19 protein-coding genes and 1 tRNA gene are annotated in these 19613 nt (G+C 63.3%); 18 read left to right on the forward strand and 2 right to left on the reverse strand.

Annotated elements, in window-relative coordinates; genetic code table 11:
- Positions 1 to 149: 149 nt before the first annotated feature.
- Entirely contained in the window at positions 150 to 944 is a 795-nt protein-coding gene (gene speD, locus ACSION_RS18145) for an adenosylmethionine decarboxylase (RefSeq protein WP_056879496.1), read from the forward strand.
- Positions 945 to 1114: 170 nt separating this feature from the next.
- Complete coding sequence (sugE, locus tag ACSION_RS18150; RefSeq protein ID WP_093487935.1) at positions 1115 to 1429, forward strand: quaternary ammonium compound efflux SMR transporter SugE; 315 nt, start codon at positions 1115 to 1117, stop codon at positions 1427 to 1429.
- A 14-nt stretch (positions 1430 to 1443) separates the two neighbouring features.
- Here sugE and coq7 read toward each other — a convergent pair whose 3' ends face one another.
- On the reverse strand, positions 1444 to 2085 hold the full coding sequence (gene coq7, locus ACSION_RS18155; RefSeq protein WP_435307163.1) for a 2-polyprenyl-3-methyl-6-methoxy-1,4-benzoquinone monooxygenase: 642 nt from the start codon (positions 2083 to 2085) through the stop codon (positions 1444 to 1446).
- Positions 2086 to 2255: 170 nt separating this feature from the next.
- On the opposite strand from coq7, the gene rplM reads away from it, so the two are divergent.
- The 6 genes from rplM to maiA all read left to right on the forward strand — a co-directional run bounded on the left by rplM (position 2256) and on the right by maiA (position 5813).
- Positions 2256 to 2684, forward strand: a complete 429-nt coding sequence (gene rplM, locus ACSION_RS18160; RefSeq protein WP_055936916.1) for a 50S ribosomal protein L13 — start codon at positions 2256 to 2258, stop codon at positions 2682 to 2684.
- Between the two features lie 2 nt (positions 2685 to 2686).
- Positions 2687 to 3079 carry a 30S ribosomal protein S9 gene (rpsI, locus tag ACSION_RS18165; RefSeq protein WP_056879499.1) on the forward strand — a complete coding sequence of 131 codons (393 nt, stop codon included), beginning with the start codon at positions 2687 to 2689 and terminating at the stop codon, positions 3077 to 3079.
- Between the two features lie 33 nt (positions 3080 to 3112).
- Positions 3113 to 3187 (forward strand) — tRNA-Gln (locus ACSION_RS18170).
- Between the two features lie 67 nt (positions 3188 to 3254).
- Entirely contained in the window at positions 3255 to 4001 is a 747-nt protein-coding gene (locus ACSION_RS18175) for a 2OG-Fe dioxygenase family protein (protein ID WP_435307164.1), read from the forward strand.
- Between the two features lie 64 nt (positions 4002 to 4065).
- Positions 4066 to 5055, forward strand: a complete 990-nt coding sequence (locus tag ACSION_RS18180; protein WP_435307165.1) for a fumarylacetoacetate hydrolase family protein — start codon at positions 4066 to 4068, stop codon at positions 5053 to 5055.
- 98 nt (positions 5056 to 5153) lie between these two features.
- On the forward strand, positions 5154 to 5813 hold the full coding sequence (gene maiA / locus ACSION_RS18185; RefSeq protein WP_435307166.1) for a maleylacetoacetate isomerase: 660 nt from the start codon (positions 5154 to 5156) through the stop codon (positions 5811 to 5813).
- Between the two features lie 57 nt (positions 5814 to 5870).
- Here the strand turns inward: maiA and ACSION_RS18190 are convergent, their stop codons facing one another.
- Positions 5871 to 7007: a PilT/PilU family type 4a pilus ATPase gene (locus ACSION_RS18190; protein ID WP_056879502.1), complete on the reverse strand. Its 1137-nt coding sequence runs from the start codon at positions 7005 to 7007 to the stop codon at positions 5871 to 5873.
- A gap of 95 nt (positions 7008 to 7102) precedes the next feature.
- Between ACSION_RS18190 and ACSION_RS18195 the strand changes: the two genes are divergently transcribed.
- The 10 genes from ACSION_RS18195 to ACSION_RS18240 form a co-directional block, all read left to right on the forward strand.
- A complete protein-coding gene (locus tag ACSION_RS18195) occupies positions 7103 to 7480 on the forward strand; it encodes a DUF4398 domain-containing protein (RefSeq protein ID WP_435307167.1) in 378 nt (125 codons plus the stop codon).
- Entirely contained in the window at positions 7477 to 8370 is an 894-nt protein-coding gene (locus ACSION_RS18200; protein ID WP_435307168.1) for an OmpA family protein, read from the forward strand. Before ACSION_RS18195 ends, ACSION_RS18200 begins: the two co-directional genes overlap by 4 nt.
- Positions 8371 to 8725: 355 nt before the next feature.
- Positions 8726 to 8944 (forward strand): YdcH family protein, encoded by a 219-nt coding sequence (locus tag ACSION_RS18205; RefSeq protein WP_093487916.1) that lies wholly within the window; start codon positions 8726 to 8728, stop codon positions 8942 to 8944.
- Positions 8945 to 9059: 115 nt separating this feature from the next.
- On the forward strand, positions 9060 to 10430 hold the full coding sequence (locus ACSION_RS18210; protein ID WP_435307169.1) for a pyridoxal-phosphate dependent enzyme: 1371 nt from the start codon (positions 9060 to 9062) through the stop codon (positions 10428 to 10430).
- Positions 10431 to 10529: 99 nt separating this feature from the next.
- Entirely contained in the window at positions 10530 to 11750 is a 1221-nt protein-coding gene (locus ACSION_RS18215) for a cystathionine gamma-synthase (RefSeq protein ID WP_435307183.1), read from the forward strand.
- Entirely contained in the window at positions 11740 to 13152 is a 1413-nt protein-coding gene (locus tag ACSION_RS18220) for a glycosyltransferase (protein ID WP_435307170.1), read from the forward strand. The genes ACSION_RS18215 and ACSION_RS18220 overlap by 11 nt, the downstream gene beginning before the upstream one ends.
- A 5-nt stretch (positions 13153 to 13157) precedes the next feature.
- On the forward strand, positions 13158 to 13943 hold the full coding sequence (locus ACSION_RS18225) for an ABC transporter permease (RefSeq protein WP_435307184.1): 786 nt from the start codon (positions 13158 to 13160) through the stop codon (positions 13941 to 13943).
- Positions 13940 to 15160: an ABC transporter ATP-binding protein gene (locus tag ACSION_RS18230; RefSeq protein WP_435307171.1), complete on the forward strand. Its 1221-nt coding sequence runs from the start codon at positions 13940 to 13942 to the stop codon at positions 15158 to 15160. The genes ACSION_RS18225 and ACSION_RS18230 overlap by 4 nt, the downstream gene beginning before the upstream one ends.
- The gene (locus tag ACSION_RS18235; protein ID WP_435307172.1) at positions 15160 to 16731 is read left to right on the forward strand and encodes an FkbM family methyltransferase; all 1572 of its coding nucleotides are present in this window, start codon (positions 15160 to 15162) and stop codon (positions 16729 to 16731) included. Before ACSION_RS18230 ends, ACSION_RS18235 begins: the two co-directional genes overlap by 1 nt.
- Positions 16721 to 19613, forward strand: a 2893-nt coding sequence (locus ACSION_RS18240) for a glycosyltransferase family 4 protein (RefSeq protein WP_435307173.1), incomplete at its 3' end; no start/stop codon positions are given. The genes ACSION_RS18235 and ACSION_RS18240, both read left to right, overlap by 11 nt.

A 19613-nucleotide genomic window follows, 5' to 3' on the forward strand; every position in this document is an offset into this window, starting at 1 on the left:
AATACGTAGCCGACGGCAAACGCAGGCCATGCAAGGGCTGGGCCAGTCCCGCGGCGGCCGGCCGACGGGTGGCGACGGACATTTCGCTGTCACCCCTTATGGCGCATAATTTGCGCCCCATCCGATACCCCCCAAGAGGGACCACCGCCGTGGTAAAACCCCTGCCTCGCCTGCGGCTGCAAGGCTTCAACAACCTGACCAAGGCGCTGAGCTTCAACATCTACGACGTGTGCTACGCCTCGTCCGAGGATGAGCGCCGCCGGTACATCGAGTACATCGACGAGGAATACAACGCCGACCGCCTGACCCAGATCCTGACGGACGTGGCGGAGATCATCGGCGCCAACATCCTGAACGTGGCCCGCCAGGACTACGATCCCCAGGGCGCCTCGGTGACCATCCTCATCTCCGAGGAGCCGGTGATCGACAAGAAGGATGCGGGCAAGGAGATCATCTCCGACGCGGTGGTGGCGCACATGGACAAGTCGCACATCACGGTGCACACGTATCCGGAAACCCATCCGGACAACGGCATCGCGACGTTCCGCGCGGATATCGACGTGGCGACCTGCGGCGTCATCTCGCCGCTGAAAGCCCTGAATTACCTGATCGAAAGCCTGGAATCCGACATCGTCATCATGGATTACCGGGTCCGTGGCTTCACCCGCGACGTGAAGGGCAAGAAGCACTACATCGACCACAAGATCAATTCGATCCAGGACTTCCTGGCCAAGAACATCAAGTCGCGCTACGAGATGCTCGACGTGAACGTCTATCAGGAAAACATCTTCCACACGAAGATGCACCTGAAGGAGTTCGACCTCGACAACTACCTGTTCGAGGAGAAGGCCAAGAACCTGTCGTTCAAGGAGCGCATGAAGATCGAGGCGCGCCTGAAGCGGGAGATCGAAGAGCTGTACCACGGGCGCAACCTGTCCGAGTGACAGGGCCGCGGGTTACACCCCGTTGGGGTGACCCGGGGTAAGGTGGGTTCAAACAGGCGGGACGAACCGCCCGCGGCGCAGGCCGCGCACCAGGACCGACGGCGGTCCGGAACGTGAGTTCCGGGCCGCTTTTGCGTTGTGGCCCGGGCATAAACCTGAGGAGAAGGCGTATGGCGTGGGTATATCTGGTGTTGGCGGGCGTGCTGGAAATCGTGTGGGCGGTCGGCCTGAAGTATTCCGAGGGTTTCACCCGCCTCGTACCCAGCGTGGTCACGGCTGTGGCCGCGGCGGCCAGCTTTTGGCTGCTGGCGGCAGCCCTGAAGCACATTCCGCTGGGAACGGGCTATGCGATCTGGGTCGGCATCGGTGCCGTCGGGACTGCCTGTGTGGGCATGTGGCTGTTCCAGGAGCCTGCCACGGCGGCGCGGCTGGTCTGCATCGGCCTGATCGTGGCCGGCATCATCGGCCTGAAGCTGGCTTCGTAAGCCTGGGCGGCGCCTCAGAGGCGATAGGCCACGGCCTTCATCAGCTTCGAGGCGCCGGCCATCAGGGTCGGGATCGGGGCCGGGAGCACCCGAGCACCGGCATGCTGGGCATGCTCGGCATGGCGGGCTTCGTCGGCTTTCATCACCGTCAGGATCTCGCGGCTGCGCAGGTCGGCGGGCGGCAGGGTTTCCAGGTGTTCGTCCAGGTGGGCCTCCACCTGATGCTCGGTCTCGACCACGAAGCCCAGGCTCCAGCCGTCGCCCCGCAAACCGGCCAGCGCGCCCAGGGCGTAGCTGCCGGCGTACCAAAGGGGGTTGAACAGGCTGGGGCGGCTGTCCAGCTCCCGCAGGCGGTCCGCGCACCAGGCCAGGTGATCGGTCTCTTCCTGGGCGGCATCGAGCAGATGGGCCCGGGTCTCAGGATCGCGGGCGACCGCGGCCTGGCCGAAATAGAGCCCTTGGGCGCAGACCTCGCCCACATGGTTGATCCGCATCAGCCCGGCGGCATGGCGCTGTTCGGCCTCGTCCAGGGCGACGTCCGGCGTATCGCCGGCGGGATTGGCCCTCTGGGCCGGCGGGTTGCCGAAGACGGTGTCCAGGCCGCGCTGGGCTTCCACCAGCCAGCGGTCCAGGGGGGAAAAGGTCCGCGTGTTCATGGCGCTATTGTGCCTGTACCGGCCTCGCCCGTCCGCCGCAGGTTGGGCGGCTTGCATGGGGGAGGGTCGATCCGTACAATACCGCCCCTCGCGCTCCACCCTTCACAACGCGTGGCAAAGTTCCGCCCGGGAAACCGCGGAATCCGCCCGACCAGACACACGAGAGTTACATGAGCACCTTTACCGCCAAGTCCGAGACCGTCCAGCGTGACTGGTACGTCGTCGACGCAGCAGGCAAGACCCTGGGTCGCCTGTCCACCGAGCTGGCCCGCCGTCTCCGCGGCAAGCACAAGCCCGTCTATACCCCTCACGTTGACACCGGCGACTACCTCGTCGTGATCAATGCCGAGAAGATCCACGTCACCGGCAACAAGCTGGCTGACAAGAAGTACCACCGCTTCACCGGCTACATCGGCAACCTGAAGACCGAGACGCTGGCGCAGGCGCTGGAGCGCCATCCGGAACGCGTCATCGAGACCGCCGTGAAGGGCATGCTGCCGAAGGGCCCGCTGGGCCGCGACATGTATCGCAAGCTCAAGGTTTACGCCGGCCCGAATCATCCGCACGCCGCTCAGCAGCCGCAGGTCCTGGACATCTAATCATGGCTATCACTCAGAACTACGGCACCGGCCGTCGCAAGTCCTCCACCGCCCGCGTGTTCCTGCGCAAGGGTTCCGGCAACATCACGGTCAACGGTCGTCCGCTGGACGAGTTCTTCGGCCGCGAAACCGGCCGCATGATCGTGCGCCAGCCGCTGGAGCTGACCAAGAACACCGAAACCTTCGACATCACCGTGACCACCACCGGTGGCGGCATCACCGGCCAGGCCGGCGCCATCCGCCTGGGCATCGCCCGCGCGCTGGTGGAATACGATGAAACGCTGAAGTCGGAACTGCGCAAGGCAGGCTTCGTGACCCGCGACGCTCGTGAAGTCGAGCGTAAGAAGGTCGGCTTGCACAAGGCGCGTCGCGCCACGCAGTTCTCCAAGCGCTAACAGACGCGCTACACTACGCGTCACTGGTTACACAGCCCCGTCGCCAAGCGGTAAGGCACCTGACTCTGACTCAGGCATTCGGTGGTTCGAATCCATCCGGGGCTGCCAACTTGAAGTCCACTGGACATCCGCAAAAGCCCGCCTCTGGCGGGTTTTTGCGTTGAGGGGTCTTGCCATGGTCGCGATGTTCCAACCTCCGTTTTGCCCCGCCGACGAGGCCGTGCGCCGCGTGCAGGAGCGTGGCTACGCGGTACTCGAGCCGCGGGCCATGGCCGACGCCGTGGGCGTCGATCTCGACGCGCTCGACGCGTTGCTGCCGAGTTGGGATCGGCTGGAAGTGGACGGATACCTCAAGGACGGCGGCCGCTATCGGCGGCGGCGGCATTCGTGCTTCGTCCTGGATGCGGAAGGCATCGCGCAAGCGGCGCACCGCGCGCACTGGCAGTCGCTGGATTACAACGCCTTGCATGGCGGCATGCAGCGCTGGTTCGAGCCGATCGAGCCGGCCGTCGCGGAAGCCCAGGCATGGCGACAACTCCTGTTGGGGCTGGGCCGCTGGTGTTCCGCACTCAGGGGCCAGCGCCGCTGGTATGTCGAGGCGCATCAATTCCGCATCGACACCACCGACGGCATCGGCCGACCGACGCCGGAAGGCGCGCATCGCGACGGTGTGGATTTCGTTGCGGTGCTGCTGCTGGGCCGTCAGGGCATCAAAGGGGGCGAAACCCGCGTCTTCGCCGCCGCAGGGCCGGACGGGCAGCGCTTTACGCTGGAAGCGCCGTGGTCGCTGCTGTTCCTCGACGACGAGCGCGTCATCCACGAATCCACCCCGATCCAGCCCCTGGACGGGCAGGGCCATCGCGATACGCTGGTGCTGACCTTCCGCAAGGACGGCTTCCAGGGCGACCCCAGCGAAGGCTGACCGTCGCGCGTATTTCGTTACAATTGAAACCATGGCGCATGCGCGCCGGCATCCTGGAGTTCCGATGAAGCTGGGTTCCCTGAAGGAAGGTGGTCGCGACGGTACGTTGATCGTCGTGTCGCGTGATCTGGCCCGCGGCGTGCGCGCCACCGGCATCGCGCCGACGCTGCAGCGCGCGCTGGAGGACTGGAGCAACACTGCGCCGCGCCTCAACGCACTGTACGAATCGTTGAATGCCGGCGATGTCGAGGGTGCCTTTGATATCGACTTGCACGCGCTCGCTGCGCCGCTGCCGCGCGCCTATGAATTTGTCGACGGCAGCGCCTACCTGCCTCACGTCGAGCGCGTGCGCCGCGCGCGCAATGCGGAGGTGCCGGCGAGCTTCTACACCGACCCCCTGATGTACCAGGCGACCAGCGCGGGCTTCCTTGGCCCGCGCGATCCGGTGAAGGTGGTCAGCGAAGACCATGGCATCGATCTGGAGGCCGAGATCGTCGTGATCACCGACGACGTGCCGATGGCGGTCACGCCCGCGCAGGCCGCCGGACACATCCAGCTGATCGGCCTGGTCAACGACGTGTCGCTGCGCAACCTGATCCCGGGTGAGCTCGCCAAGGGCTTCGGGTTCCTCCAGTCTAAGCCGCGGTCGGCGTTGTCGCCGGTCTTCGTCACGCCGGACGAACTGGAAGCCGCGTGGGATGCCAACAAGGTGCACCTGCCGCTGGTGACCCACATCAACGGCGCGTGGTTCGGTGCGCCGGAAGCCGGTGTCGACATGCAGTTCGACTTCTCGCAGCTCGTTGCCCACGCCGCCAAGACGCGCCCGCTGTCCGCAGGCACCATCGTCGGCTCGGGCACCATCGCCAACGAGGACACCTCGAAGGGCGCCTCGTGCTTCGCCGAGAAGCGCACCGTCGAGACCCTCCGCGATGGCAAGCCCAGCACCCCCTTCATGAGCTTCGGCGATGTGGTCCACATCGAAATGAAGGATCGTGACGGCCGTTCCATTTTTGGCGCGATCGAGCAGCGGATAGAGGTCCAGCCCTTGCCTTGAGGCTGGGCCCGGGCCCAGTGTGGTTACTTGAAGGACCGAAGCGGGCAGGGACGTGGATTCCGGGAATTTGATGGCGCAAACCGCGGGGAGCGGCTTGCATGGCTGAGCAACTGAAGCTGTATTCCTACTGGCGCTCCAGCGCCGCTTACCGTGTCCGCATCGGCCTGAACCTGAAGGGCCTGGTGTACGAGACCGTGCCTGTGCACCTGGTGCGCGATGGTGGGCAGCAGCACTCCGCGGAATACATCGCCAAGAATCCCCAGCAGCTGGTGCCGACGCTGCAGCACGGTGAACGGGTGATCCGGCAATCGCTGGCGATCCTTGAGTACCTCGACGAAGCCTGGCCTTCGCCGCGTCTGTTGCCGATGACGGCGCGCGATCGCGCCCGCGTGCGCGCGCTGGCGCAGATGGTCGCGTGCGACATCCACCCATTGAACAACCTGCGCGTGCTGCAGTATTTCGAGCACACCTGGAATGTCCCGCAGGCCGAGCGCGACGATTGGATCAAGCACTGGATCGTCGAAGGCTTCACGGCGATGGAGGCCTTGCTCGTCGAGGATGCCGCTACCGGTCCTTACTGCCATGGGCAGACGCCCGGACTCGCGGACTGTTGCCTGGTGCCGCAGGTCTTCAATGCGCGTCGCTTCGGCGTGGACATCACGGCATTCCCGACGATCCTGCGCATCGAGGAAGCGTGCCTGGCCTTGCCGGCGTTCGATCGGGCGCGTCCCGAGAACCAACCCGACGCCACCGCCTGAAACGAGAAGGGCAGCTTGCGCTGCCCTTGCCGTGCGTGTCGCGATGCCTTGTGGCGGTCAGCCGAAGCCGTGGGTGATGCGTGGCGAACTGCTGCCGTTGTCGTAGTCGGCGTAAGGATCGTGCTCACCCTTGCTGCCTTCGGACAGGCGGAACTTCAGTGCCAGGCCATCGCGCGAGTCGGCGGCGCGCAGCGCTTCTTCCTGCTCGATCTGACCTTCCTTGACCATGCGGAACAGGCATTGGTCGAAGGTCTCCATGCCTTCCTCCAACGACTCTTCCATGGCGGCCTTGATCTCGTGGACCTGCCCGCGGCGCAGCAGGTCGCGGATCATCGGCGTGTTAATCAGCACCTCGGCGGCCGGCAGGCGGCGGCCATCGGTGCCCTTGACCAGGCGCTGGGAAACCACCGCGCGCAGGTTCAGCGCCAGGTTCATCAGCACGTTCTTGTGCGCGCTCTCCGGGAAGAAGTTGAGGATGCGCTCGATGGTCTGGTCGGCATTGTTCGAGTGCAGCGTGGCCAGGCAGAGGTGGCCCGTCTCGGCGAACGCGATCGCCGCTTCCATCGTGGTGGCGTCCAGGATTTCGCCGATCAGGATGACATCCGGCGCCTCGCGCATCGCGTTCTTGAGGGCGTTGTGGAAGGCGTGGGTATCCAGGCCGACTTCGCGCTGGTTAACGATGGACTGCTTGTGCCGGTGCAGGTACTCGATCGGATCCTCGATGGTGAGGATGTGGCCGGTACTCGTCGTGTTGCGGTAGTCGATCATCGAGGCGAGCGAGGTCGACTTGCCCGAGCCGGTGGAGCCGACGATCAGCACCAGCCCGCGCGGGGTCATGATGATGTCCTTCAACACCGGCGGGAGGTTCAGCTCCTCGATGCTCGGGATCACGCTGCGGATCGCACGGATGACCATGCCCACTTCGCCGCGCTGCTTGAACACGTTGACGCGGAAGCGGCCGGCGTCCTGCAGGGCGATCGCCATGTTGAGCTCGAGCTCGCGCTCGAACACGGGCACCTGGCCCTCGTCCATCAGCGAGTACGCGATCTTCTTGACCATGCCGGGCGGCAGGCCGGTGTTGCCCAAGGGGTACAGCTTGCCCTCGATCTTGATGTAGACCGGCGCCCCGGTCGTGAGGAACATGTCCGAGGCGTTCTTCTCGGTCATCAGCTTCAGGAAATAGCCGATGTCCATATGCAAAGCTCCCCACGATGCGCGGCACCACGTTGCAACGGTGCCGAAGGCTACAGACAATGGCCGCGCGTACCCCTCAACGTCACGGCACCCCAATGACTGTTAGCTTCGCACACTTCCGCAGGCCCCTGCATGTGATGGCCGCCGCAGTAGCGGCACTGGCCCTGGTGCCCGCGTTCGCCCAGAGCGTCCCCACGCCGGAGCTGGAGGCCGCGGTGAAAGCCGTGCAGCGCGCCGACCAGGCCGATGCCGACCAGTACGCCCCGGAGCCGTTGGCTGCCGCCCGCCAGGCGCTGGCCCAGGCGCAGTCCACCCGGAACAAGAAAGAAGCGCTCGATTTCGCCTTGCGCGCCGCGGCGGACGGCGACCTGGCGCGCGCGCGCAGCGAAGAAGCCGTAGCGACGGCCGAAGTCGGCCAGCGTCGCGCGGAAATCGCCGACCTGCAGCGCCAACTCGGGGAGGGTGGCCGATGAGCGCGCGCCGGTTCGTCCCGTTCGTCCTGGGTCTGATACTTGCCGTCGCGACGGCGATGAGTGCGTTCGCTGCAGACAACCCGGTGGTGGTGCAGCTCAACCAGCGCCTGGTCCGGCTGCAGTCCGATCCCGCCCTGGCGGAATTCGCGGCCTACGAGAAGCTGCAGGCGCAGCATGCCGTGGCCGCGTTCGACAAGGCGCGCCGCAGCCAGCGCGAGACCCTGCAATACGTGGCTGAGCGCCGAGTCGAGATTGCCGAAATCGCTGCCCGCACCCAGTCCGCACGACGTGAGGCCGATCGACTGGATCGCACACGCAGCGAGCTCCTCGTGGAAGCCAGTCGCCGCGAGGCTGAACGGGCCCGTCGCGAAGCCGAGCGCTTGCGCGTGCAGGCCCAGATCCAGGCCGAAGAGGCGGATCGCCTGCGGTTGGCGGCGGAAGCCGAAGCACTGGCCCGGCAGGAAGCGGAGACCACACTGGACACCGTGGCGGGCCAGCAGGCCAGTCGACTCAGCACCGCGCGTCAACGTGAGTTGAAGCTGGCACGGGAGGAGGCCGAACTCGTCTCGGGGGCGAAGCTGCCGGCGTCCAAGTTTGAAAGCAGGGGTGAAGTCTTCACCCTGGGCGCCGACGCTTTCGCGAGCGGATCGGCGAAGCTCTCCGGGGGCGGCAGTTCGACGGCAAGCGCGTTGGCCGCATACCTGCAGGCAAACCCCAAGGCGCGCGCGCGCATCGAGGGCTACGGCGACAAGCAGACGCCGGGACAGCGCCGCGCGGACGCCGTGCGAGACGCCCTGACGGCCGGTGGCGTGCAGCGAAACCGACTGCAGAGCACCGCGAAGGGGGCCGGCACGAAGGCGCGCGCCATCGAAGTCGTCATCACGCACTGATTTTTCTTTAGGAATCAGTGTGTTATACGGCGTTCCGAGGTGTGCAGGGCGACCTATGTGAAGAGTCGCGAGCCCTGCAATACACCCCGAATCAAGTACTTACGAATGGGGTTGCCGGGGCTTCGGGCGAGGAGTAGGGTCGTATACCCAAGCGACCCCTGTCGCTTGGCTCACCGGAGAATCGCCCCGATGACGCCCGTTCCAGTCCCACAGGAAACCGCCGCCGGCAGCCAGGCTGTCGCGGGCCTTCCGGTGGGGGGTACCCGCGTCAACGATCGGCAACTCCGCTCCCAAGCCAACGCCCCGTGCCTGTGAAGGCCGGGGCGTTCGTATTTCTGCTGAAGGAGGTAACACCATGTTCGAAGGTCAACCGCAGGCCGAAATCGATGCACTCATCAAGGCCGATCCGGAGTTCAAGCAGCTTTACCAGCGCCATCGTGAGCTGGACAAGAAGGTCACGGATGCCGAACTCGGCGTCCTGCCCATCGACGACAACCTGCTCGGGCAGATGAAGCGCGAAAAGCTGCACGCCAAGGAGCGATTGCTCCGGATCTACGACACCAAGCCCCACTGACGCTTTCCTGATCCTTTCTCGTCGCGGGCGGCGACGGCCTCCTCGTCGGCCGTCGCCGTCCGCGTCACCCTAATGCGATAATCCGGGTCACGTTCCGCACCGGATGCACGGCCGCATGGCGATCCACTCCTCCGTACTCGAGCTGATCGGCGACACGCCGATCGTCCAGGCCAAGCGCCTCGACACCGGGCTCTGCACCCTTTATCTCAAGCTCGAGAGCGCCAACCCTGGCGGGTCCATCAAGGACCGCATCGGCATGTCGATGATCGAGGCCGCCGAAAAGCGCGGCGACTTGAAGCCCGGCGCCACGCTGGTGGAGGGTACGGCGGGCAACACCGGTATAGGCCTGGCCCTCGTCGCCCAGCAGAAGGGCTACAAGCTGATGCTGGTGGTCCCGGACAAGATGAGCCGGGAGAAGATCTTCAATCTGAAGGCCATGGGCGCCGAGGTCATCCTCACCCGCTCCGACGTCGCGAAGGGGCACCCGGAGTACTACCAGGACCTGGCCGAGCGCATCGCGCGCGAGACGCCGGGCGCCTACTTCATCAACCAGTTCGGCAATCCGGATAACCCGGCCGCGCACGAATTCGGCACTGGTCCGGAGATCCTGCGCCAGATGGACGGCCAGTTGGATGCCATCGTCTTCGGCTGCGGTAGCTCCGGGACCATGACTGGCCTGTCGCGGTGCTTCGCGGCGCATTCGCCCCAGACCGAGATGGTGCTTGCCGATCCGGTCGGCTCCATCCTGACCCAGTACATCAACGAGGGGACCCTCAGCACGAAGTCAGGCAGCTGGTTGGTGGAGGGCATCGGCGAGGATTTCCTGCCGCAGATCTCGGACTTCACCCGGGTCAAGAAGGCCTACGGGATCAGCGACCGCGAGAGTTTCCTGACCGCGCGCGAGCTGCTGGCGAAAGAGGGCATTCTGGGCGGCTCCTCGACGGGCACGCTGCTCGCCGCGGCGTTGAAGTACTGCCGCGAGCAGACCGAACCGAAGAAGGTGCTCGTCTTCGTCTGCGACACCGGCAACAAGTACCTGTCCAAGATGTACAACGACTACTGGATGCTGGACAACGGCTTCATTGATAGGCCCCAGTACGGCGATCTGCGAGACCTGATCCTGCGTCCCTACAGTCAGCGCGACACCGTCGTGGTCAGCCCTACGGACCTGCTGACGACCGCCTACCAGCGCATGAAGCTGTACGACGTGTCTCAGCTGCCGGTGATGGAAGGCGACAGGCTGGTCGGCATCGTGGATGAAAGCGACGTGCTGCTTCACGTGTACGGCGATGAGGCCCGCTTCCGCGATCCGGTCTCTACGGCCATGGTCAGCAAGCTGGACCGCCTGGATGTGCGCTCGCCCATCGAGGCGCTGCTGCCCGTGTTCGACCGGGGGCAGGTGGCCATCATCACCGACGGTGACGCCTTCCTGGGGCTGATCACCCGCATCGATTTGCTGAACTATCTGCGACGCCGCGCACAGTAGGCGGCGATGCATGGCCGCCCACAGGGGAGGGCGGCCGGACACGGACGATACGTTAAGGACCCGCTGTTAAAATGGCGGGCTGACTCAAGGAACCCGAATATGGCGCACCATTCATCCCCCTCCGGCGGGAACGTCGGCGATCTCGCCCTGGGCACCCTGGCCATCCATGGCGGGCAATCCCCGGACCCCACCACGGGCGCGGTCATGCCGCCTATCTACGCGACCTCGACGTACGCGCAGAGCAGCCCGGGCGTCCATCAGGGTTTCGAGTATTCCCGCACGCACAACCCGACGCGCTTCGCCTACGAGCGCTGCGTGGCCACCCTCGAGGGCGGAAGCCGCGGGTTCGCCTTCGCATCGGGCATGGCCGCGACCTCGACGATCCTGGAACTGCTCGACAGTGGCAGCCACGTCGTCGCGATGGACGACCTCTACGGCGGCAGCTTCCGCCTGTTCGAGCGGGTGCGCAGACGCACGGCGGCGCTGGATTTCAGCTTCGTCGACATGACCGACCTGACGGCGTTCGAGTCCTCGATACGGCCGGAAACGCGACTGGTGTGGGTGGAAACCCCCACGAACCCCATGCTCAAGATCGTCGACATCGCTGCCATCTGCGAGATCGCGCGCAAGCGCGGCCTGCGTGTGGTCGTCGACAACACCTTCGCCTCGCCGATCCTGCAGCGTCCGCTCGCGCTCGGCGCCGACATCGTCATGCATTCGGCCACCAAGTACCTCAATGGCCACTCCGATATGGTCGGCGGCATGGTGGTGGTCGGGGATGATGCGGAACTGGCCGAACAGATGGCCTTCCTGCAGAACTCCATCGGCGCGGTGCAAGGACCTTTCGACAGCTTCCTCGCTCTGCGCGGCCTGAAGACCCTACACCTCCGGATGAAGGCGCACTGCGAGAACGCCCTGGCATTGGCGCAGTGGCTCGAGACGCATCCCGCAATCGAGAAAGTCATCTACCCCGGCCTGGCATCCCACCCCCAGCATGCGCTTGCCGCCCGGCAGATGCAGGGCTTCGGCGGCATCATTTCCATCGTGATCAAGGGCGGCTTCGATGCCGCTCGCCGGTTCTGCGAAAACACAACGCTCTTCACCCTGGCCGAATCGCTCGGTGGCGTGGAAAGTCTGGTCAATCACCCGGCCGTCATGACGCATGCGTCGGTGCCGGTAGAGCGGCGGGAGAAGCTGGGAATCACCGATGGGCTGGTGCGGTTGAGTGTGGGGGTGGAGGCTTTGGAAGACCTGCAGGTCGACTTGGAGCGAGCGCTTGGCACCGCGCTACTTAGGCAGGGCGGTGCGCGTGACCGCTGAGCGTTCCGGCTTGCGTCTGCTGGCTTACGTACAGGCGATACGCGCTTCCTCCGCCTGGTTGCGCCACGCATACCGATGGCTTCCCGAATCCATTCGGGAGAAGGTCGCGCGTCGACTGGCGGAACGTGCTGCGCTGGCGGCGCGCATGCCCGATTTGCCGCCCCTTCGAGTTGACGCTGGCGTGCAACCGGCACGGCAGGAGTTTCCGGATAGATCAAATTCCGGAAGCCAGTCATCCGCGAGTGGCGCCAATCTGTTCGGATATTTTCGTGGCCAGTTCGGCTTGGCAGAAGCGGCACGCCTGTACGCGTCGGCACTGCTGGTTTCGGGCAACCCGGTGGCGCTCGTGGACATCGATTTGGACTTGCCCCACGGATTCGGCGACGAAAGCCTCGCATCCTTGCTGCAAGATCAAGCGCCCCATGCCACGAGCATTGTCTTCGTCAACCCCGACTACTTCGAACAGGCGATAGAACGGATCGGGCGAGCGAGGATGCAGGGTCGCTACATCATCGCGTGCTGGTTCTGGGAGCTTGAGCGCATACCCGAGCAGTGGCTGGCGGCGTTTGAGCTTGTCGATGAAGTGCTAGTGGCGTCCGGGTTTATCGAAGAAGCTGTCCGCGCAGCAACCACCAAGCCGGTCACGCGCATTCCATTGCCTCTCTTTGAGAGGTGCGACAGCGGCCTGCAGCGATCAGACATAGGGCTTGCAGACGACCAGTTTGTATTCATGACCAGTTTCGATTTCCATTCCTGGGTCGAACGTAAGAATCCGTTGGCGACTATGGAGGCTTTCCGTCGCGCGTTCGGTGGAACCGACGCGAAGGTCAAGCTCGTGGTCAAGACGAGCAATGGGCACCTGCACCCTCAGGCGCTGACCCAACTGCTAGCGACGACGCATCATGAGCCGCGCATTGTGATCATGGACGGAATCATTGAGCATGCGCATCTTCGCGCTATGCAGCGTTGCTGTGATGCTTACGTGTCCCTGCATCGTGCCGAAGGGTTTGGTCTTGGCTTGGCGGAGTGCATGTCGATGGGGAAGCCTGTGATCGCTACTGCGTGGTCGGGCAACCTTGAGTTCATGACAGAAGACAATAGCTGCCTGGTGCCGGCAGAGCTGACCGCGATTCCCCGCGGGCAGTACTTGCATGCGGACGGCCAGCGCTGGGCTGCTCCCGATGTTGAGACGGCAGCGAGTTTCATGCGCAGGCTGGTCTTCGAGAAGGGCTTTGCGCAAGGGCTGGGGGGGCGCGGCAGGGCGTCGATAACGAGGCAGCTGTCGCCCAAAGAAGTCGGAAAGATGCTCACGGAGAGGCTCGAAGCCATCGCGCTGTTGCGCGCGACATCCATGTCGGCACAGGACAAATTTGTGCCGGCGACTGCAGAGGCTAGGCAATGAGGAATATGTTCCACGCGCTCTGGATCTACAGGTACTTCATCGCCTCATCAATCCGAAATGAGCTGAAGCTGCGCTTCGTCAGGAGCAAGCTTGGCGCGCTGTGGATGATTATCCATCCTTTGGCGCAGGTGCTGATATTCGCGACCATCTTGTCCGAGGTCCTTTCAGCCAAGCTGCCCGGCATCGATAACAAGTACGCTTACGCGCTTTACCTGATGGCCGGCACCCTGGGGTGGACCCTATTTGCGGAAGGGGTGTCAAAGTCGCTGATGTTGTTCATCGATAGCGGCAATCTGATGAAGAAGATGGCCTTTCCGCGAATCTGTCTGCCGGTCATCGCGGCCGGAGTCGTTCTGGTCAACAATGTCCTGCTTCTGCTGGCCATTTTTGGCGTGTTCGCCGCCCTCGGACACTACCCAGATCTGCAGGTGGTCTGGCTGCCGATCTTGATGCTGTTGACGTTGTGCTTCGCCATGGGGCTCGGCCTGATTCTCGGTGTGCTCAATGTGTTCATGCGGGATGTGGGCCAAGTCGTGCCAGTGGTGCTACAGGCCATGTTCTGGCTGACTCCCGTCGTTTACAACCTCAGCATTCTTCCGGCCCACCTGCAGCATTGGTTCAAGTACAACCCCATGTATCCCATCGTCGCTAGCTACCAGAACGTTCTGCTCTACGGGAAGCCGCCGCTATGGACTGAACTGGGCACACTGGCGGCGGCGACCGCAGTACTAATGTTGGTCGCACTTGTCGTCTTCCGCCGCGCGAGCCCTGAAATGGTGGATGCACTGTGAGCGCCAAGCTAGTGGTACGCAACGTAGGCAAAGCCTACCGTCATTGGCGCAGCGAATGGATGCGTGCCGCTTCCTGGTTCGGGCTGCCCGTGCAGGCTCTGGAGGAGCACTGGGTGTTGCGCGATGTTGCGTTCGAAGTCGGTCCCGGTGAGACGGTCGGTATTGTTGGCCAGAACGGTGCCGGCAAGAGCACGCTGCTGAAGATCATCACTGGGACCACGCGCGCCACTGAGGGTTCGGTGAGCATGAGCGGGCGCGTTGCCGCCATCCTCGAACTAGGCATGGGTTTCAACAGCGATTTGACTGGTCGACAGAACGCCTTCCACTCCGCCGGATTGATGGGCTACAGCCAGGCGCAGATCGAGCAGGCTATGCCCCAGATCGAGGCGTTCGCAGAGGTGGGTGAGTATTTCGACGAGCCCATGCGTACATATTCCAGTGGCATGCAGATGCGCGTGTCCTTCAGCGTCGCTACCGCCTTTCGCCCCGATCTGCTGATTGTCGACGAGGCGCTCTCGGTCGGCGATGCGTACTTCCAGCACAAATCCTTCCAGAGGATCCGCGAGTTCAAGGAGCAGGGAACAGCGCTGCTGCTCGTTTCGCATGACAGCTCTTCGGTACAGGCCATCTGTGATCGAGCAATCCTCCTGGATTCCGGCAGGATTCTCCGCGATGGTTCACCCAAGGACGTGATGGACTACTACAACGCGTTGATAGCCGAGAAAGAGAACGCCTCGCTTCTCGTGCGCAAACACGAGTCTGGCCGCGAGCAAGTTATTTCCGGGACGTTGGAGGCAGTAGTCGAATCGATTGGGCTGTACAATCTTCGTGGCAATCCGGTTGAGACAATCGATGTCGGCGAAGAGGTTTGCCTGTCGGTCATGGTGAGAAGTCGCGCAGAGATCGAGCGCCTGGTGTTGGGGTACATGATCAAAGACCGTTTGGGGCAGGTGGTGTTCGGGACGAACACCCACTACACGGAGCAGCCAGTGCTGGGCGTCAGGGAGGGGGACCTGTTGCGGTACGACATACGATTCGAAGCCAATCTGGGGCCGGGGAGCTACGCTGTCTCCACCGCACTGGTCAGCACCGAAACCCATTTGGTCGATAATTTTGAATGGAGGGAATTGGCTCTGACGTTCACCGTCGCCAATCTCAGTCACCCGATTTTCATCGGTAGCGCGTGGGTGCCGCCAAGAATCGAGGTCGAACGCTGATGTCGACCTACATCTCTTATTCCCAGAATTTCGAAGACGTCATGCTGCGGCGCGCGCTGCAAGATGTAGAGCAGGGTTTCTACGTCGACGTTGGCGCCCATCATCCGCTCAAGGATTCGGTCACGCGCGCGTTCTACGAACGGGGCTGGCGCGGAATCAATATCGAGCCGGTGCGCGCTTGGCTGGATTTGCTGGAGATTGACCGTCCGGAGGACATCAATCTGGGGATCGCCATAGGCCTTACCAGGGGCCATGTTGACTTCTATGACGTGGACGACACGGGCCTTTCCACGACGAACCCCGAGATCGCCTCCCAACATGCGGGCGATGGTTTCCTGGTGAGGATGATCCGAGTTGAGGCCACGACGCTGGACGACGTGCTAGAGCAGCATGCCCGCGCCGACATCCATTTCCTCAAGATCGACGTCGAAGGTGCCGAAGGCGACGTGCTGGGCGGTTTGTCGCTGGATCGTTGGCGACCCTGGATCGTAGTGGTCGAATCGACGCGGCCGAACACGCAGGACGATATCCGCGGTGCCTGGGAGAGCACGCTCATTGAAGCGGGCTATACGATGGCCTACTACGACGGCCTCAACAGATTCTATCTGGCCAAGGAACATTCGGAGCTGGCGCGCCATTTTTCCTGCCCGCCGAACTTCTTCGACGATTTCGTTCGGCACAGTGATTGGGAGAGGGGGGAAGAAGCAAGGCGCCTTCGCGAGGAGCTGGAAGCGCTTCAACGCGGAACTGATGAGGCGATCGGGCAGTTGGAGGCGCAGGTCAACGCTCAAAGCGATCGCATCGAGACCCAAAGGGAGCGCATTGGTGTTCAAGAGGAGCGCATTGATGCCCAAGTCCAGCATGTGCTGGAACTGGAGGCCGCGCTCGAGCAGGCCAAGCGCGAACACCGTGAAGAGACAGCTAAGATCCAGTTCGCGCACGACGCGCGCCTGGCGGAGGAGGCCGCCCGCTTTGATGCCAGGGAGACGCTAGCGCTGGAACGCCTGGGTGCGGAGTACGAGGCTCAACTGCGGCGGCTCGCACGGCGGATAGAGGAAAGCGAGCGACTTAGGCACCTGCATCGTCACCAGTTGAGGCTTCTCACCGAATCCCGGAGCTGGCGCCTGACGCGACCGCTACGCTGGATGTCGGAGAAGATGGGCGCCTCTAAGCCCTTCCCCGTGGCCGATGAGGTTCCCGACGTTGTCGAGTCACCGTTGATCGGTGAGCTGGAGTCCCCCACCGGTCCTGCGGTTCCGGATACTGAAACGCTTCTCCGGCTAGCTTTGCGGGCCGAAGCCACGCCCCGACAGACGCCCAGCATTGTTTCCGCTCCAGCGCACGTCACTGCGATGGTGCAGTCCGACCTACAGGAAATACTTAGCCAGCTAGAAGCCTTCTCCGCGACTCCGACCGGGCTACCCCCAAGGCTCGATTCAATACCGGGTTCCTCGTTGCTTAAGGGTCCCATCCTCCGTGTGTATGAGCGCCTGTTCCGCAAACAGGCGCTCATCAACGGGAAAGTGCTGGAGGCGCTGCGCCTGCTGAAGGATTCAAGTCGTGACCATTAGCGTTCCAGATGCTGCCCGTCGATCGGATGTCGGACCGGTTCGGGTACATCAGTTCCATTCCGGCTCGGCGTATGGCGACGCCGTGACCAACTCCATGTTCCTGATCAATCGGCACCTGCGGGGGCTCGGCTACGAGGGTGAGGTGTTCGTGGAACATCTCGATCCCCAGCTGATCCATTCGCTGTCGCCGTGGACCTCGGTTGAAACGGTACTGCGGGAGAATGATCTGCTCCTGATCCATCACTCGATGGGTCACGACCGTCTCGCTTGGCTGCTTTCTCTTAAATGCCGAAAGGTTCTCGTCTACCACAACATCACGCCAGCCGAGTTCTTTCCTGAAGGATCCGCGTTCCGAGAGTACGCAACGCTCGGTCGTGAGCAGTTGATCGAACTTAAGGGCGCCGTGGAGCGCACTGTCGCTGTCTCGTTCTACAACGCGACCGAACTGAGCGCAGCGGGTTTTGCCCAGGTCGATGTGATACCTGCGCTGGTGGATGACCGGAAGTTCTCGGCCGTATTCGCGCCGAAGTGCCGCGAGACCGGCACTGGTCGTCCCTGGACCGTCCTCTTTGTGGGGCGTGTCTGCCAGAACAAGGGGCATGGTGATCTGATCGAAGCCGCCCTTCGCTGGCGTGCGCTGCATCCAGCCTATCCTATTCGATTCGTATGCGTTGGCGCGCTGGATCTAAACGATTCGTTTTGTCGTGAACTGGTTGCTTCGGTCGAATCGCTGGGGTTGAACGACAAGTTCCAGTTCACCGGCAAGCTCTCGGACGAAGAATTGCTGGACTGGTACGCGCGCGCCGACTGTTACCTAAGCCTGAGTAGACACGAAGGCTTCGGCGTTCCGCTGATAGAGGCGATGTTCTGCAGATTGCCCGTTGTCGCGCTGGCAGAGGCCGCAGTGCCGGAGACCTTGGCTGGCGCAGGCGTGCTGCTCGAGAGCGCCGACCCCGATGTTGTTTGCCGAGAGCTGTTCGGCTTGATGCGGAACCGCAAGCGCGCGCGCGCGCTGCTGGTCGGCCAGGACCGGCGTGCGGCGGATTTCTCCGCACAGAAAATTCGTGGGAAGCTGGCGGAGCTGCTGGGCCATCTTGGGCTGGAGACGCCCGGGGTGGAAGAGGTGGCCAACTATCACGCAGGCTCCACTACCTATCGTGTTGAAGGCCCGTGCGAGTCGAGTTACAGCCTGGCACTGGTCAATCGTGAACTGGCGGCGGCCGTCTCCCGGAAGGGAGCGGACGTTGCGATGTTCTGCACCGAGGGTCCGGGTGACTACACGCCCGATCCCACTGCAGTGGCCGCTCTCGCTCCGTCGGTGCAGGCGTTGATTCGGGCGGGTCGCGGGACCGGATTGCCACGCGTCGTCGTGCGGAATCTGTATCCGCCGCGAGTACGTGATGCCCGTGCGGAGATCGCGGGCGGGTACTTCTTCTGGGAAGAGACCAGCTTTCCGGCAGCCTACGTCCGCGACTTCAACCTATCGCTCGATCTGCTTCTCGCTCCTTCCGCTACTGTCGCGGATGCGTGGCGCTCGTCTGGCGTCAACGTGCCCATTCGCTATGTCGGAAGCGGCGCCGACCATGTGTTGAACGTGCCGTCCGAGCCGCACGACGAGCCGCTGCCCGAAGGATTCAAGTTCCTGCACGTGTCGTCCTGCTTCCCTAGAAAAGGGCCCGACGTACTGCTTCGCGCCTTCGGCGAAGCCTTCAGTGGGCGAACCGACGTCAGCCTGGTAATCAAAACCTTCGATAATCCCCACAACGAAGTACCACAATTGCTGGCATCCCTGAAGGCCGCCAACCCCCGCTTCCCAAGGGTCGTGCTGATCAGTAAGGAATTCACGCCCGGGCAGATACGGATGCTGTACGAACAATGCGACGCATACGTCGCTCCTTCGCGCGGGGAAGGGTTCGGCCTGCCAATGGCGGAGGCGATGCTGCATGGGTTGCCCGTGATCGCGACAGGCTGGGGAGGCCATACCGATTTCTGTCGTCCCGATACGGCGTGGCTGATCGACTACCGAATGGCGCCTTCTGCGAGCCACGTTGCGGGCTCGGACGGTTCCCTATGGGCGGAACCGGATGTGGACAGCTTGGTCGAGCAGATGCGCCAGGTCGAACGGGGTGAGGGGGATCTCGAAGGGCGCCGCGCGCGGGCAAAAGCTCTGATCGAGTCAGATTTCAGTTGGGACAAGGTAGCGGCTCGATTCGTAGACGCCTTCGAAGCCGACTTGCCGACTCGCGACACGCATGCGGATCCGATCCGTTTGGCTTGGGTGTCGACCTGGAACGAACCGTGCGGAATCGCTACGTATTCCAACTACCTGCTCGAACATCTCGATGACGCAGAAGTCCAGGTTTGCGTTCATGGTCGCATGGGCACGTCGCAGCCCTCTGCCGGCATCCAACCCTCGGCGCTGTGGCGCGACGCGAATCAGGAGTCGCTGGATGGCCTGGTCGCCCGAATCCTTGACGATCGGTCCGAAGTGGCTGTGTTCCAGTTCAACTTTGGGTTCTTCTCTGTGCCTGCTTTGGCCAAAGCCGTGGCCGACCTGGAACGAGCGGATGTGCGCGTTATCGTGGTGATGCATTCGACCCAAGATGTGGATCGCGGGGACTTCAGGGCATCGCTTCGGAATGGCGTCGAAGGGCTGGCTACCGCCTCCCGGCTACTCGTCCACTCGGTCGACGACTTGAATCGCTTGATCGACTTCGGCCTTGGCGCGAACGCCGCTTTCTTCCCGCACGGCGCTATGGACCTGGAGACCAAGGGAATGGCGCGGGCGCGCGAACGTCTTCAAATTTCCAGTGAAGTGAAGATCGTTGCCACATATGGGTTCATGTTGCCGCACAAGGGCTTGCCGGAAATCCTCCAGGCCA

The sequence above is a fragment of the Pseudoxanthomonas sp. LjRoot125 genome (assembly GCF_964252705.1).
GTDB lineage: Bacteria > Pseudomonadota > Gammaproteobacteria > Xanthomonadales > Xanthomonadaceae > Pseudoxanthomonas_A.

Coding starts and splice junctions, on each gene's coding strand:
- sugE (WP_093487935.1), top strand. CDS start 1,115: ATGGCGTGGGTATATCTGGTGTTGGCGGGCGTGCTGGAAATCGTGTGG.
- coq7 (WP_435307163.1), bottom strand. CDS start 2,085: ATGAACACGCGGACCTTTTCCCCCCTGGACCGCTGGCTGGTGGAAGCC.
- rplM (WP_055936916.1), top strand. CDS start 2,256: ATGAGCACCTTTACCGCCAAGTCCGAGACCGTCCAGCGTGACTGGTAC.
- rpsI (WP_056879499.1), top strand. CDS start 2,687: ATGGCTATCACTCAGAACTACGGCACCGGCCGTCGCAAGTCCTCCACC.
- ACSION_RS18175 (WP_435307164.1), top strand. CDS start 3,255: ATGGTCGCGATGTTCCAACCTCCGTTTTGCCCCGCCGACGAGGCCGTG.
- ACSION_RS18180 (WP_435307165.1), top strand. CDS start 4,066: ATGAAGCTGGGTTCCCTGAAGGAAGGTGGTCGCGACGGTACGTTGATC.
- maiA (WP_435307166.1), top strand. CDS start 5,154: ATGGCTGAGCAACTGAAGCTGTATTCCTACTGGCGCTCCAGCGCCGCT.
- ACSION_RS18190 (WP_056879502.1), bottom strand. CDS start 7,007: ATGGACATCGGCTATTTCCTGAAGCTGATGACCGAGAAGAACGCCTCG.
- ACSION_RS18195 (WP_435307167.1), top strand. CDS start 7,103: ATGACTGTTAGCTTCGCACACTTCCGCAGGCCCCTGCATGTGATGGCC.
- ACSION_RS18200 (WP_435307168.1), top strand. CDS start 7,477: ATGAGCGCGCGCCGGTTCGTCCCGTTCGTCCTGGGTCTGATACTTGCC.
- ACSION_RS18205 (WP_093487916.1), top strand. CDS start 8,726: ATGTTCGAAGGTCAACCGCAGGCCGAAATCGATGCACTCATCAAGGCC.
- ACSION_RS18210 (WP_435307169.1), top strand. CDS start 9,060: ATGGCGATCCACTCCTCCGTACTCGAGCTGATCGGCGACACGCCGATC.
- ACSION_RS18215 (WP_435307183.1), top strand. CDS start 10,530: ATGGCGCACCATTCATCCCCCTCCGGCGGGAACGTCGGCGATCTCGCC.
- ACSION_RS18225 (WP_435307184.1), top strand. CDS start 13,158: ATGTTCCACGCGCTCTGGATCTACAGGTACTTCATCGCCTCATCAATC.
- ACSION_RS18235 (WP_435307172.1), top strand. CDS start 15,160: ATGTCGACCTACATCTCTTATTCCCAGAATTTCGAAGACGTCATGCTG.